The sequence below is a fragment of the Streptomyces djakartensis genome (genome assembly GCF_014651075.1).
GTDB classification, from domain to species: Bacteria; Actinomycetota; Actinomycetes; order Streptomycetales; family Streptomycetaceae; genus Streptomyces; species Streptomyces djakartensis.
The window spans coordinates 566,265-580,266 of the sequence record NZ_BMWE01000001.1 but is presented as its reverse complement, the minus strand read 5'-3'; the positions used below and the strand labels follow the sequence as shown (position 1 = coordinate 580,266).

Here is a 14,002-nt window from a genome sequence, read left to right as displayed (position 1 = left end):
GTGATGTCCTCTCCGGCGCCTGCGAGGTGAGCTGTCGGGTTCGGGCCGGGAGGTGCCCGGCCGCGTACGGCGCTGTGCTGCCGTGCGCGGCTTCACCCCGAGCCGTGCCGCTGTGCGGACCGGCGACGTACCTGGGTCCCCCGCTCCTGCCCTGCGTGGATGAGTCGGTGTGTGGGGAGTCCGGGCGGTGGCAGGATTCGGCGTCCGCCGGACTGGCCGGGAACGTATGCGAGAGCACATGCCGGGAACAAGCACCGGAGTCACATGCTGTGCCTGTTGACCTTGATATGGGTGTTATGGGCCGCTTGATCCTTTGCGGAAGCCAAGGCTCAACTGGCTTTCGGGAGAAGGGGGTACAGGTCGGTGGCGAAGTGGCACCTCAAAGGGGTTAACGTGATGGAACTCACTGATCAAGAGCCTGTGGGGCAATGTGCACCAAGAGGATTTGCTTACTTAAAACGGCAAATCGTGTATATCTGGCTACCTCCCGGTTAGGCGATAAATGTCTGTTCTTATGGGTCGATCGAAAACATGGAGGTCGTGATCGGATACCGCCCGGCCTGTAACCATGGGCGCTGGCGGTGATCGAAACGTGACCGGATACGCTGACTTGAGTGATGGCAGCGACCTATCGACAAACCGCGTGATCACCGGCAGACACAGCAGACAGGAGACCCCTCGTGACCGACGTCGGGCCGTTCGGGCTGAGCGTGCGGGACCAGGCTCTGGAAGCCGATGTCCAGGCCGGGTTGGCGGCTGTCGAGGAAGGCTTGTTCGAGGCCACCAAGAGTGCGGTGCCCTTCATCACGGAGGCCGCCCAGCACCTGGTGCGGGCCGGCGGCAAGCGGTTCCGTCCGCTGCTCGTGATGCTGTCCGCCCAGTTCGGTGACCGGTACGCACCCGGGATCGTGCCGTCGGCCGTGGTCGTGGAGCTGACCCACCTCGCAACGCTCTACCACGACGACGTGATGGACGAGGCCTCGGTGCGCCGCGGAGTGGCGAGCGCGAACACCCGCTGGGGCAACTCCGTCGCGGTCCTCACCGGCGACTTCCTCTTCGCCCGCGCCTCGCACATCCTGGCCGACCTCGGCCCGGAGGCGGTCCGCGTGCAGGCCGAGGCGTTCGAGCGGCTGGTGACCGGGCAGATCCTGGAGACCGCCGGACCGCAGGACGGCCGGGACCCCATCGAGCACTACCTGGACGTGCTGGGCGGCAAGACGGGCTCGCTGGTGGCGGTGTCGTGCCGGTTCGGCGCGATGATGTCCGGCGCCGACGAGTCGGTCGTGGACGTGCTGACCCAGTACGGCGAGCGGCTCGGCGTCGCCTTCCAGCTCGCGGACGACGTCCTGGACATCGCCTCCGACTCCCACGAGTCCGGCAAGACCCCCGGCACCGACCTGCGCGAGGGCATCGCCACACTGCCGGTGCTGCGGCTGCGCGAGCGGGCGGCCCGGCTCGGGCTCGCGGACGACCTCGCCCTGTGCGAGCTGCTGGACTCCGACCTCACCGACGACGCCCGGCACGCCGAGGCCCTGCGGCTGCTGCGGGCTCACCCGGCCCTGGAACAGGCCCGCCGGGACACCGTCCGCTATGCCCAGGACGCCCGCTCGGCCCTGGCGCCCCTGCCGGAGTGCGCCGCGAAGGCGGCCCTCGTGGAACTGTCCGACGCCGTGGTGCACCGGGCCGGTTAGGCCGGACAGGGCCCTGCGACCTGCTGCCTCCTCCCACGACCCCTACGGGTCGGGGGAGGAGGCGCCGTCTTGTGTCATACCGCAGCAGTACGCGGAGTTGAGCCCGAGGTCTGACGTATCTCCCCGGCGGATTTGGTCAGATGGAAACCACGGAAAACACCACTCCTCACCTGTTCGGGTGAGAATGGCGGCTCAGGGACGAGTGCGTGACGACACGGACAGCCGCCGCCGATCACGGAGGTAGGGCACACATGGCACCGTACGCATCCGACGACAGCACGACCGCCGGGGAGGCCGACGAGCGGGGCTCCGGCCGGCGCAAAGCCGCGCGGTACGTCGTCCCGGTCACGGTGGTGGGGGTGGCGGCCGCGATGATCGGCCTGGTCCCCGCACTCGCCGACTCCGGTGACCCCGACCTCCCGAAGATCACCGCGCAGCAGCTGATCGAGAAGATCGGGAAGTCGGACGTCCAGCAGCTGTCCGGCACGGTGAAGATCAGCACCGATCTCGGACTGCCGGACCTCGGCGGGCTCCAGAGCAGCCTGATGTCCGGTGCGGCCGGCCCGGACCAGGGCGGTTCCTCCGCCGACCCGACGGCCAAGCTGACCGAACTGGCCTCCGGCACGCACATCCTGCGCGTCGCGGCCGACGGCCCGGACAGGCAGAAGCTGTCGCTGCTGGAGAACGCCGCGGAGTACAGCATCGTCCACAACGGCAAGGACGTCTGGGGCTACGACAGCAAGTCGAACGAGGTCTACCACGGCACCGCCTCCGACAGCCCGGAGCACGAGAAGACCCAACCGCCCGCCACGCCGAAGGACTTCGCCGAAGAGGCCCTGAAGGCCGTCGACGACACGACCTCCGTGACCGTGGACGGCACCGCCCGGGTCGCCGACCGGGACGCCTACAAGCTGCTCATCAAGCCGAAGCAGTCCGGCTCGACGGTGGGCGCGGTCACCGTGGCCGTCGACGCGAAGACCGGTATGCCGCTGAAGTTCACGCTGACCCCGGCGAGCGGCGGCGCCGCCGTCGTCGACGCGGGCTTCACCCAGGTCAGCTTCGCCAAGCCGGCCGCCTCGACCTTCGACTTCACCCCGCCGAAGGGGGCGAAGGTCACCGAGGAGAAGGACGTCCCCGCCGACGTCCGCGCCGGCGCCCCCGCCAAGACGGACAAGGCGCCCAAGCGGGCTGCCAAGTCCGAGGAGGACCTCGGCGGGGGCCTCGAAGGCCTCGACGGCATGAAGACCATCGGCGAGGGCTGGAACGCCATAGCCGCCTTCGACACCGGCGGCGAGGGCGGCGTGCCCTCCGGGGAGGCCGGCGGTGACCTCGGCGGCTTCGTGAACTCGCTCGGCGACAAGGTCACCGGCAAGTTCGGCTCGGGCACGGTCTTCTCGACCCGCCTGGTCAACGCGCTGATCACCGACGACGGCAAGGTCTACGTGGGCATGGTCACCAAGGACGCCCTCGTGAAGGCGGCGGACGCCGGGAAGTAACCCCCGCACCGCCACGGGGCACCGAGAGAACGAGGAAACCGAATGGGCGAACCGTCCGCCACGGAGCCGGGGCAGCGGGGCGAGCAGGCCGGGGGACCGGCCGTCGACACCCGTGGGCTCACCAGGCGCTACGCGGCGGGCGGTTCGCCGTCGACGGTCTGGACCTGACCGTCCCGGCGGGCAGCGTCTTCGGTTTCCTCGGCCCCAACGGCTCCGGTAGGTGGTCCGCGACCACGACGCCATCGCCGTGGAGGACTTCAAGCCCCGGTTTCCTTCCAACAGCACGATGGCCCGCAAGGCCGCGGACGCCGCCATCGGCGCCACCAAGGCATCGCCCCTCCCTCTGAGGGAGGGACACGCACACTCACCGCTCGTACGGGAAGCGGGCGAGCGGAGCCTCCTGCTCGAAGAACGTCTTGGCGCGGGCCAGCGCCTCGGTGTCGTTCAGCACGTCACCGGGCTTGCTGCCGTTGCCGAGCAGTACGCCGCCGAAGCGCATCCCCAGGTACGCGGCCGCGTTGTTGAGCGTTCCGACCAGCGGGTCGGCCACCACCTGCTCCGTGTGCGCGAGCGCGGAGACGCCCCACAGGGTGCGCCCGGCCATGGTCGCCTTGAAGTCGAGGCCGGGTGTGCGCAGCCAGCCCGACCAGTGGTCCAGGTAGCGCTTGGTGTGCGCGGAGACCGAGTACCAGTACAGCGGCGAGGCGATCACGATGTCCGTGGCGGCGAGGGTGGCGTCGAGCAGGAGGGCCAGGTTGCCCTCGGTCGGCCGGACGTGGTCGCTGTCGTGCCGCAGGTCCTCGAAATCCGGAATCGGGTGCTCCGTGAGGTCGATCCACTGCTGTTCGACGTCCGGCGGCAGTTGCTCGGCGGCCCGGCGGGCCAGCAGTCCGGTGTTGCCGTCGGAGCGGGCACTGCCCAGGACGAAGAGGAAACGGCGGGCCATGGGATCCCCCAGAAGATAGGCGCACGTCAATTACACGCGCATGCATCATATGCGCGTGCATTCAGATTGGCCAGGGGGCGGTCAGCTCCCGACGCGCGCCTCCGCCTCCCGGGCCACGGCCAGCAGCAACTCCTCCCGCCCGTGCGGTGCCACCAACTGCAGCCCGGCCGGGCAGCCGTCGCCGCCGAAGCCCGCCGGGAGGCTCAGTGCCGGATGCCCGCTGAGGTTGAACGCCCAGGTGAGCGAGGTGGAGTAGCGGTCGCCCGGCCCCTCGTGGCCGTGCGGTGCGGTGGGCGCCGTGGGGGTCAGCAGCAGCTCGGCACCGGCGAACAGCGCGGCCAGCCGCCGGTCGTTCTCCGCACGGACGCGGTGGGCATCTGCCAGATCGGCACCGGGTGTGCGCAGGGCGAGCCAGGCGGGCCCCGGGTCCACGAGCCGGGGCGGCACCCGCGGCCGCACCAGGCGCACGACACCCGCCGCCTCTAGCCGATCCACCGCCGCCCGGGCGAGAGCTACGGGCTCCGGGTCGGGTTCGGCGAAACCCAGGTCGGGCGACCAGAGGGCGGTGACAGGAAGGGACGTGCGGGCCGCCACCGCCTCCCGGGCCATCACCTCCCACCAGCTCGCCGCGTCCGAAGCCGAGCGGGCGAGCACGCCGGGGACGGCGAGCCCCGTACGGTCGGCGGAGGGCAGTCGCCCGCGCGTCGTCTTCAAGCCGAGCACCCCGCACCACGCCGCCGGGATCCGCACCGACCCCGCCCCGTCGCCGCCCGTCGCCAGCGGCACCAGCCCGGCCGCCACCGCCACCGCCGCCCCGGCCGACGAGCCGCCCGGCGTACGGTCGGCCCGCCACGGGTTGACCGTCCGGCCGTGGGCGCCGAGCCCCCAGGTCTGCCAGGGCGTTCCCGGACCGGGCACGGAGGTCGCGCCCACCGCGACACAGCCGGCCGCGAGCAACGGCCCCGCCGCGCGCAGGCCGTGCCGCCCCTTCACCGCGAGGGGAACGCCGGCCAGCGGCAGCGAGCCGCCTCTCCCGGAAGGCACGGCATCCCTCGTACGAGTGGCATTCCCGGGGAACGCCCCGTCCCCGCCGAAGCCACCGGCACCACTCTCGCGAGGGACGGCCCCGGCAACCCGATCAAGTCGTGCGTCCACCTCGCCCGCCTGCCGCAACGCCTCCTCACGCCACACCTCGACGAACGCGCACAGCTCCCGGTCGGCCCGTTCGATCCGGTCCAGCGCCGCAGCGACCACGTCGACAGCGCGCAGCTCCCGGGCTAGTACCGCCGCCGCGATCTCCCCGGCCGACAGGGCCACGGCCGTCAGCGCGCCGCTCCCGTCAGGCGTGCCAGGGCCGCGGTCTCGCGCGGCGGGTTGCCCAGCTCGCCGAGCCGCCAGGACGGCACCCACGGCACGCGGTACACGTCGATCGCCGACTCCAGGGACTTGACCCGCTGGGCCAGCGGGCGAGGCAGCCGGCCCGGAGCGTCCGCCACGAGGACCACGCCGCCGAGGTCGAGTCCCGGCGGAGCCTGACCGTGCCGGAAGATCTCCACCGCGCCGGCGACCGCGTCCAGTCCGGCCGCGTGCGTCCGCGCGACCAGCAGTACCGACGGGGGGCCGCCCGCCCCGGGCCAGGCCCGGCCGCTGTCGTGGCCGCCGTACACCTCGGCGAGAGTGGAGACGCCCGCGCCGCCGTGCGTGCCGACCCAGGAGAAGCGCCGTGCCCCGGCGTGGGTACGGGCGGATGCCGGCGCCGGCCCCGGCTCCGGGCTGGTCACCGGGCCGCGGATCCAGATCTCCGGCCCCTGTCGCATGTCTGTGCGCATGCACCTCTCCTCCCTCGTGTTCCCGATCTTCATGCGGTACGGAACGATGGCACGGGCATACGGCCCTTGGGACGAGCCTGTGACACCGTGGTGACGTGAGAAACCGGAGCGGGCGGACACACTCGACCGTAGGTGTACGACGCCGAGTGAGGGGACGATGTCTCGACTCAGCCGCGAGAAGAAGCGGGAACAGCAGCAGGCCGCGCACGCGGCGACCCCGGCGGCGCCGATCGACGTCCGTGTGGGGGGCGGGTCCGACGGGGCGTCGGTCGGTGGCGTCCCGGTCTTCCCGGCCCCCGGCGAGGAGGTCCAGCGGGCCGTCCTGAACCGCCTCCACCACATCGCCCTCGCCACCGGCCACCCCGTACTCGCCACGGTCCACGACGAACGCATCGGATACGTCGTCCCGCTCCAGGTCGACCCGGACGGCTCCAGCCGTTTCACCGCCGAGCCGGTCCGTACGGCACCGCCCGTGACGGACGCGGTGCCGGAACCGCCCGCTCGGGCGCCCGGGCCCGTGCCACCCGCCCCGGCACAGCACGAGCGGAGCGACAGGCCCACGCACATCCTGCGTCCCATTCCGGAGCCGGGTCGCGGGGAGCCTTCGGCTTTCCCGCCGGCCGCGGCGCCCGAGCCGCAGCCGGCCGACGGCTCCGTGCCGACGTTCGAGCTGCGAACCGTGGACGAGCCGTCGGAGCCCACATCCGAAGACACGCCCCAGGGCCCGGGCTCACCATCCGGCACCGTCCTGCCGCCGACCGGCCGGTTCGGCCCGCCTCCGCCCATGGACGCGCCGCCGCTGCCCCTCCCGGAAGCCGGCCCGGCGCCGAAGCACCGCCCGGCTCCCGGGCCGCTGTCCGAAGCGGAGCTGCTCACCGCCGACCCCGACCCCAAGCCGGCCCCGGTCCGTGGTTTCGACGCCGTCGCGGAGGCGGTGCTCGGCGACGAACCGATCGGTGCCCCGGGCGACTCCACGGCACCGGCCCTCCTCGCGGAGCCGATCGCGCGGATCGGCGACGCCGTCAAGGAGGGCCGGATCGACGAGGCGGCCGGACTGGCCGACCAGACCCTGGCCCAGGCGTCGGGGACGCTGGGGCCGGAGCACCCGGAGGTGCTCCGGCTCGGGGAACTCACCGCCTACGTCGCCTATCTGGCCGGCGACCCGGTCCGCGCCTTCCGCCTGTCGCTCGACCTGGCCGGTGCCCACCACCGCGCGGGCGACGCGGAGACCGCCTACGGCAACGTGCAGAGCGCGGCCACCGCATGGCGCGCGGTCCGTGACCCGGCGCTGGGGCTGGAGTTGGGGCACGAGCTGATCGGCCTGTGGGCGGACCTCGCCGCCGGGGACGGCCCCGCCGCCGAGGAGACCGAACGGCTGGAGTCGGCCCGCGCCCGCATGGGCCGCCTCACCGAACGCGCCCGTACCGCGTGACCGCCGCTACTCCGACAGCTCCCACACCGCGTACGCGAGGGCGTCGCTGTTGCGGTCGAGGGCCGTGTCGTCGATGTTGGCGCTGGTGTCGCAGGAGGAGTGGTAGCAGCGGTCGAAGGCCCGCCCCGCCGTACCGCCCCACTTGGCCGCCTGGGCCGCCGTCTTGGCACGGCTGGCTCCCGTGAACAGGCCGCCCACCGGCACCCCCGCGCTCTTGAAGGGCGCGTGGTCGGAGCGGCCGTCGCCCTCGGTCTCGATCTCCGTCGGGACGCCGATGCCGCTGAAGTACTCCTTGAAGGTCTTCTCGATCGCCGGGTCGTCGTCGTAGACGAAGTAACCGGCGTTCGGTGAGCCGATCATGTCGAAGTTCAGGTAGGCGCTGATCCGCGAACGGTCGCCGGTGGCGAGGCGGTTGACGTAGGTGCGGGAGCCGACGAGGCCGAGTTCCTCCGCTCCCCACCAGGCGAAGCGCAGGTGCTTGGTGGGCTTGTACTGCGCCCGGGACACGGCGAGGGCCGCTTCGAGGACCGCGGCCGAGCCGGACCCGTTGTCGTTGATGCCGGGCCCGGAGGAGACGCTGTCGAGGTGCGAGCCGGCCATCACGACCCGGCTCGTGTCGCCGCCGGGCCAGTCGGCGATCAGGTTGTAGCCGGTGCGGCCGGAGGCGGTGAACTGCTGGACCGCGGTGGTGTATCCGGCCGCGTCCAGCTTGGCCTTGACGTAGTCGAGCGAGGCCTTGTAACCGGCCCGGCCGTGCGCGCGGTTGCCGCCGTTGGCGGTGGCGATGGACTGCAGCTGCGACAGGTGGGCCTTGACGCCCGCCAGGGGGATGTCGGGCGCGGCGGCGGATCTTCGGGGAGCGGACGCGGCGTCGGCCACGGCACCGCCGGCCAGCAGCATGGTGGTCGCCAGGCCGGCTGCCGCCAGGGCGCGCGCGGAAACGGAGAGCTTCATGTGGGGGCTCCGAATTCCTTCGGGCAGCCCGTGGGGTGACCACGGGCAGCCCACAGTGAATGGGGTGCCTGGATGGTGAAGCTGCTACTGACTCTCCGTCAAGAGGCGTATCCGGCCAGCGGGTTGGGCGCTTCGGCCGACCTCGGTCTACTGCCTCGCGTCCACCGGTCCCGGTTCCGTGGTGACGCTCTCGGCGTTCCGGCCGGTTCCGGGCGTGCCGGTCGCCGCACCGGTGGCGGGCACGCCGATCTCGCCGGTGAGCACCCGGACGGACCGGCGGGCGGTGCGCAGGGCGTCCCAGGTGAGCAGTGCGAGCGCCAGCCACACCAGTGCGAATCCGGCCCAGCGCTCCGGCGGCATCGCCTCGTGGAAGTAGAGGACGCCGAGCAGGAACTGGAAGACCGGCGTCAGGTACTGGAGCAGGCCGATGGTGGACAGCGGCACACGGATGGCGGCGGCGCCGAAGCAGACCAGCGGCAGCGCGGTGACGATCCCGGCCGAGGCGAGCAGCGCCGCGTGCCCCGCGCCCTCGGTGGTGAAGGTGGACCCGCCCTGAGCGGTCAGCCACGCCAGGTAGGCGAGCGCGGGCAGGAACTGGATCGCGGTCTCGGCGGCCAGCGACTCCACGCCGCCGAGGTTCACCTTCTTCTTCACCAGCCCGTACGTGGCGAAGGAGAAGGCGAGGGCGAGCGAGATCCACGGGGGCCGGCCGTAGCCGACCGTCAGCACCACGACCGCGGCGCAGCCGGTCGCGACCGCCGCCCACTGCACCGGCCGCAGCCGCTCCTTGAGCAGCAGCACGCCCATCGCGATCGTGACCAGCGGGTTGATGAAGTACCCGAGCGAGGCCTCGACGACGTGCCCGGAGTTCACGGCCCAGATGTACAGGCCCCAGTTGATGGTGATGACCGTCGCCGCGATCGTGATGAGGCCCAGCCTGCGAGGCTGCCGCAGCAGCTCACCGGCCCAGGCCCAGCGGCGCAGCACGAGCAGCGCGGCCCCGACGAAGACCAGCGACCACACCATCCGGTGGGCCAGGATCTCCACCGCTCCGGAGGGCTTCAGCAGCGGCCAGAACAGGGGGACGAGCCCCCACATCCCGTAGGCCGCGAAGCCGTTCAGCAGTCCTATGCGCCGCTCGGCCTTCGGCTTGCCGGTCACGGGCCCCTCCTCCGCACATGTCGTTCGCGACCACGAAGGTAACGCCGAGCACCCCCGGCTGTCATGTCCGTATCGGCATACGGTCATGACAGTCGGGGGTGGTGGGCGTCGAGGGGGCCGGCCGGCGGTGCTCAGCCCTTGAGTGCGGCGGCGATGGCCTCGGAGAGCGGGGTGGTGGGACGGCCTGCCAGGCGGGACAGGTCACCGGTGGAGACGACCAGCTCGCCCTTCTCGATGGAGACGTCGACTCCGGCCAGGATCCGGGCGAACGGCTCGGGCAGGCCCGCGCCGGTCAGGATGCCGACGAGGGCGTCGGCGGAGACGGGGCTGTACGCGATCTCCCTGCCGGTCTGCCGGCTCAGCTCGGCCGCGTACTCGGCGAAGCTCCACGCCGTGTCGCCGCCCAGCTCGTACGTCTTGTTCTCGTGCCCCTCGCCGGTCAGCACGGTGACGGCGGCAGCGGCGTAGTCGGCGCGGGAGGCGGAGGAGACCCTGCCCTCGCCGGCGGCGGCGACGACCGCGTTGTGCTCCAGCACCGGGGCGAGGTTCTCGGTGTAGTTCTCGTGGTACCAGCTGTTGCGCAGCAGCGTGTAGGGCACGCCGGAGCCCACCAGGATCTCCTCGGTGCCGCGGTGGTCGTCGGCGAGCGCGGCGGTCAGGCTGCCCGGGGCGCTGGTGTAGGCGAGCAGGGCGACCCCGGCCGTCTGCGCGGCGTCGATGACGACCTTGTGCTGCTGTACGCGGCCCTTGTCGACCTCGCTGCCGGAGATCAGCAGCACCTTGTCACCGGCGGAGAAGAGGCCGTCGAACGAGGCGGGGGTGTTGTAGTCGGCCGTCGCGACCTTCACGCCGCGCTCCGCGAGGTCCGCCGCCTTCTCCGCGTTGCGGACGACCGCGGTGATCTGCTCGGCGGGGACCTTCTCCAGCAGCTGCTCCACGACGTGACGGCCGAGGTTTCCGGTCGCTCCGGTGATGACGATGCTCATGGGACTGACTCTCCTTGTGGGGTGCGATGCCACTAACCCTAGGGGAGGCGCTAACTATTGGAAAGTACCAACTTTGAAGTAAGGTACTGGCATGGGAGTAAGTGATGCTGAGGCGCTCTGCCCGTACAGGCTGGTCCTGGAGCACGTCACCAGCCGCTGGGGTGTGCTCGTCCTGATCGAGCTGCTGGACCGCCCGTACCGGTTCAGCGAGCTGCGCCGGGCGATCGGCCGGTGGGGCGGCCGGGGTGTCAGCGAGAAGATGCTCACCCAGACGCTGCAGACCCTGGAGCGCGACGGCCTCGTCCACCGCGACGCCAAGCCCGTGATCCCGCCCCGTGTCGACTACTCCCTCACCGGCCTCGGCCGGGAGGCCGCCGAGCAGGTACGGGCCCTGTCGCAGTGGACGCGCGACCGCATGGACGACGTGGAGAAGGCACGCCGGACATACGACGAGACCCGGGCCGCCTCCTAGCGGTCCCGGGCCTCATCGTGTGGTTCCGGGCAGGTCAGCCGACGACCGTCCAGGTGTCGCCGCCCGCCAGCAGCGCGGCCAGATCGCCCTTGCCGCCCTGCTCGACCGCATGGTCCAGCTGGTCGGCCATCTGGGTGTCGTAGACGGGCCGGCTGACGGAGCGCAGGACACCGATCGGGGTGTGGTGCAGGGTGTCCGGGTCGGCGAGGCGGGACAGCGCGAACGCCGTGGTCGGGGACTCGGCGTGCGCGTCGTGCACGAGTACCTGGTCCTCGTTCTCCGGCGTCACCGCGACCACCTTCAGGTCCCCGGTCGCCTGGTCCCGCACGACACCCTTGGCCAGGTCGCTGCCGAAGCGGATCGGTTCGCCGTGCTCCAGCCGGATCACGGCCTCCTCGGCCTGCTGCTTGTCCTTGAGGGCGTCGAACGCGCCGTCGTTGAAGATGTTGCAGTTCTGGTAGATCTCGATCAGCGCCGTGCCCTCGTGCGCGGCGGCCTGGCGCAGCACCTCCGTCAGGTGCTTGCGGTCGGAGTCCACCGTCCGCGCCACGAACGACGCCTCCGCGCCGATCGCCAGCGACACCGGGTTGAACGGCGCGTCCAGCGAACCCATCGGCGTCGACTTCGTGATCTTCCCGACCTCGGACGTGGGCGAGTACTGGCCCTTGGTCAGGCCATAGATCCGGTTGTTGAACAGCAGGATCTTGAGGTTCACGTTGCGGCGCAGCGCGTGGATCAGGTGGTTGCCCCCGATGGACAGCGCGTCGCCGTCACCGGTGACGACCCACACCGACAGGTCCCGGCGCGAGCTGGCCAGACCCGTGGCGATGGCCGGGGCGCGGCCGTGGATGGAGTGCATCCCGTAGGTGTTCATGTAGTACGGGAAGCGGGACGAGCAGCCGATGCCCGACACGAAGACGATGTTCTCCTTCGCCAGCCCCAGCTCGGGCATGAAGCCCTGCACCGCGGCGAGGATGGCGTAGTCGCCGCAGCCAGGGCACCAGCGCACTTCCTGATCGGACTTGAAGTCCTTCATCGACTGCCTGCCCTCGGCCTTGGGGACCAGGGAAAGCGCCTCGACGGTGCCGGTGCCTCGCGTGGACGTCTCAGCCATCGATGGCCTCCTTCAGAGCCGCGGCGAGCTGCTCCGCCTTGAACGGCATGCCGTTGACCTGGTTGTACGAGTGGGCGTCGACCAGGTACTTCGCCCGGATGAGCGTGGCGAGCTGCCCGAGGTTCATCTCGGGGATCACCACCTTGTCGTAACGCTCCAGCACGGAACCCAGATTCCTCGGGAAGGGGTTGAGGTGGCGCAGGTGCGCCTGCGCGATCGACTCCCCGGCCCTGCGCAGCCGCCGCACGGCCGCCGTGATCGGCCCGTACGTCGAACCCCAGCCGAGGACGAGGGTCCGGGCGCCGTCCGGGTCGTCCACGTCCAGGTCCGGGACGTCGATGCCGTCGACCTTGGCCTGCCGGGTGCGCACCATGAAGTCGTGGTTGGCCGGGGCGTAGGAGATGTTGCCCGTGCCGTCCTCCTTCTCGATGCCGCCGATCCGGTGCTCCAGGCCCGGCGTGCCCGGGATCGCCCAGGGACGGGCCAGGGTCTGCGGGTCGCGCTTGTACGGCCAGAACACCTCGGTGCCGTCGTCGAGCGTGTGGTTCGGGCCCTGCGCGAACCGCACCTTCAGGTCCGGCAGCTCCTCCAGGTCCGGGATCCGCCAGGGCTCGGAGCCGTTGGCGAGGTAGCCGTCGGAGAGCAGGAACACCGGGGTGCGGTACGTCAGCGCGATCCGGGCCGCCTCCAGCGCGGCGTCGAAGCAGTCCGCCGGGGTGCGGGGCGCCACCACCGGCACCGGCGCCTCACCGTTGCGCCCGTACATCGCCTGCAGCAGGTCCGCCTGCTCGGTCTTGGTCGGCAGACCGGTCGACGGGCCACCGCGCTGGATGTCCACGATCAGCAGCGGCAGCTCCAGGGAGACCGCCAGGCCGATCGTCTCCGACTTCAGCGCCACACCCGGACCGCTGGTCGTGGTCACGGCCAGCGAACCGCCGAAGGCCGCGCCCAGCGCCGCCCCGATACCGGCGATCTCGTCCTCCGCCTGGAAGGTCCGCACGCCGAAGTTCTTGTGCTTGCTCAGCTCGTGCAGGATGTCCGACGCCGGAGTGATCGGGTACGAGCCCAGGTACAGCGGCAGATCCGCTTGCCGGCTCGCGGCGACCAGCCCGTACGACAGGGCGAGGTTGCCGGAGATGTTGCGGTAGAGACCCGGCGGGAACGCGGTGGCCGCCGGGGCGACCTCGTAGGAGACGGCGAAGTCCTCCGTGGTCTCGCCGAAGTTCCAGCCGGCCCGGAACGCGGCGATGTTGGCCGCCGCGATATCGGGCTTCTTGGCGAACTTCGACTTCAGGAACCGCTCCGTGCCCTCCGTGGGCCGGTGGTACATCCAGCTCAGCAGGCCCAGCGCGAACATGTTCTTGCTGCGCTCGGCCTCCTTGCGGGTGAGGTCGAACTCCTTCAGCGCCTCCACGGTCAGCGTGGTCAGCGGCACGGGATGGAGCTGGTAGCCGTCCAGCGACCCGTCCTCCAGCGGGGAGGTCTCGTAGCCCACCTTCTGCATCGCCCGCCTGGTGAACTCGTCGGTGTTGACGATCACCTCGGCGCCGCGCGGCAGGTCGCCGATGTTCGCCTTCAGCGCGGCCGGGTTCATCGCCACCAGCACGTTCGGTGCGTCACCGGGCGTCAGGATGTCGTGGTCGGCGAAGTGCAGCTGGAAGGACGACACACCCGGCAGGGTTCCGGCGGGTGCCCTGATCTCGGCCGGGAAGTTCGGCAGCGTCGACAGGTCGTTGCCGAACGACGCGGTCTCCGAGGTGAAACGGTCACCGGTGAGCTGCATACCGTCACCCGAGTCCCCCGCGAACCTGATGATCACCCGGTCCAGACGGCGGACGCCCTTGGCGTCCCCCGTTTTGCGCTGCTCTCCTACGACTGCTCCGTCGGCGTGCTCCGCTGGGCTACTGACCTGGCTGGTCAC

Annotated in this window: 12 protein-coding genes, 2 pseudogenes and 1 riboswitch; of the genes and pseudogenes, 6 read left to right on the top strand and 8 right to left on the bottom strand. The window is 71.3% G+C overall.

The genetic code is table 11. The annotated features are described in order from the left end of the window. Position 1: 1 nt before the first annotated feature. A riboswitch (cyclic di-AMP (ydaO/yuaA leader) is annotated at positions 2-180 on the bottom strand. Between the two features lie 500 nt (positions 181-680). From IE212_RS02710 to IE212_RS34770, 4 genes and pseudogenes are all read left to right on the top strand, one after another. Further along, positions 681-1,691: a polyprenyl synthetase family protein gene (locus IE212_RS02710; protein WP_190196002.1), complete on the top strand. Its 1,011-nt coding sequence runs from the start codon at positions 681-683 to the stop codon at positions 1,689-1,691. Between the two features lie 251 nt (positions 1,692-1,942). Next, complete coding sequence (locus IE212_RS02705; protein WP_190196001.1) at positions 1,943-3,187, top strand: LolA family protein; 1,245 nt, start codon at positions 1,943-1,945, stop codon at positions 3,185-3,187. A gap of 42 nt (positions 3,188-3,229) precedes the next feature. After that, positions 3,230-3,426, top strand: a pseudogene (locus IE212_RS02700) (ABC transporter ATP-binding protein); the annotation flags it as partial. Continuing rightward, a pseudogene (locus IE212_RS34770) lies at positions 3,408-3,545 on the top strand (RNA-guided endonuclease TnpB family protein); the annotation flags it as partial. The pseudogenes IE212_RS02700 and IE212_RS34770, both read left to right, overlap by 19 nt. A gap of 6 nt (positions 3,546-3,551) precedes the next feature. Here IE212_RS34770 and IE212_RS02695 read toward each other — a convergent pair. The 3 genes from IE212_RS02695 to IE212_RS02685 all read right to left on the bottom strand — a co-directional run bounded on the left by IE212_RS02695 (position 3,552) and on the right by IE212_RS02685 (position 5,962). After that, entirely contained in the window at positions 3,552-4,133 is a 582-nt protein-coding gene (locus IE212_RS02695; RefSeq protein ID WP_190196000.1) for a flavodoxin family protein, read from the bottom strand. An 81-nt stretch (positions 4,134-4,214) separates the two neighbouring features. Further along, complete coding sequence (locus IE212_RS02690) at positions 4,215-5,450, bottom strand: amidase (protein ID WP_190195999.1); 1,236 nt, start codon at positions 5,448-5,450, stop codon at positions 4,215-4,217. A 5-nt stretch (positions 5,451-5,455) separates the two neighbouring features. Continuing rightward, complete coding sequence (locus IE212_RS02685; protein WP_190195998.1) at positions 5,456-5,962, bottom strand: DUF6668 family protein; 507 nt, start codon at positions 5,960-5,962, stop codon at positions 5,456-5,458. A gap of 157 nt (positions 5,963-6,119) precedes the next feature. Here IE212_RS02685 and IE212_RS02680 point away from each other — a divergent pair, with 157 nt between their 5' ends. Further along, positions 6,120-7,394, top strand: coding sequence for a tetratricopeptide repeat protein (locus IE212_RS02680; RefSeq protein ID WP_190195997.1), 1,275 nt, complete (start codon positions 6,120-6,122; stop codon positions 7,392-7,394). A gap of 6 nt (positions 7,395-7,400) precedes the next feature. Here the strand turns inward: IE212_RS02680 and IE212_RS02675 are convergent, their stop codons facing one another. From IE212_RS02675 to IE212_RS02665, 3 genes are all read right to left on the bottom strand, one after another. After that, the gene (locus IE212_RS02675) at positions 7,401-8,348 is read right to left on the bottom strand and encodes a M28 family metallopeptidase (protein ID WP_190195996.1); all 948 of its coding nucleotides are present in this window, start codon (positions 8,346-8,348) and stop codon (positions 7,401-7,403) included. Positions 8,349-8,495: 147 nt separating this feature from the next. Next, positions 8,496-9,446: an EamA family transporter RarD gene (gene rarD, locus IE212_RS02670; RefSeq protein ID WP_190196168.1), complete on the bottom strand. Its 951-nt coding sequence runs from the start codon at positions 9,444-9,446 to the stop codon at positions 8,496-8,498. Between the two features lie 194 nt (positions 9,447-9,640). Further along, entirely contained in the window at positions 9,641-10,495 is an 855-nt protein-coding gene (locus IE212_RS02665) for an SDR family oxidoreductase (protein WP_190195995.1), read from the bottom strand. A 91-nt stretch (positions 10,496-10,586) separates the two neighbouring features. On the opposite strand from IE212_RS02665, the gene IE212_RS02660 reads away from it, so the two are divergent. Beyond that, positions 10,587-10,967, top strand: a complete 381-nt coding sequence (locus tag IE212_RS02660) for a winged helix-turn-helix transcriptional regulator (protein ID WP_190195994.1) — start codon at positions 10,587-10,589, stop codon at positions 10,965-10,967. 34 nt (positions 10,968-11,001) lie between these two features. On the opposite strand, the gene IE212_RS02655 is transcribed toward IE212_RS02660, so the two are convergent. Next, the gene (locus IE212_RS02655; protein ID WP_190195993.1) at positions 11,002-12,081 is read right to left on the bottom strand and encodes a 2-oxoacid:ferredoxin oxidoreductase subunit beta; all 1,080 of its coding nucleotides are present in this window, start codon (positions 12,079-12,081) and stop codon (positions 11,002-11,004) included. Next, positions 12,074-14,002 (bottom strand): 2-oxoacid:acceptor oxidoreductase subunit alpha, encoded by a 1,929-nt coding sequence (locus tag IE212_RS02650; protein WP_190195992.1) that lies wholly within the window; start codon positions 14,000-14,002, stop codon positions 12,074-12,076. The genes IE212_RS02655 and IE212_RS02650 overlap by 8 nt, the downstream gene beginning before the upstream one ends.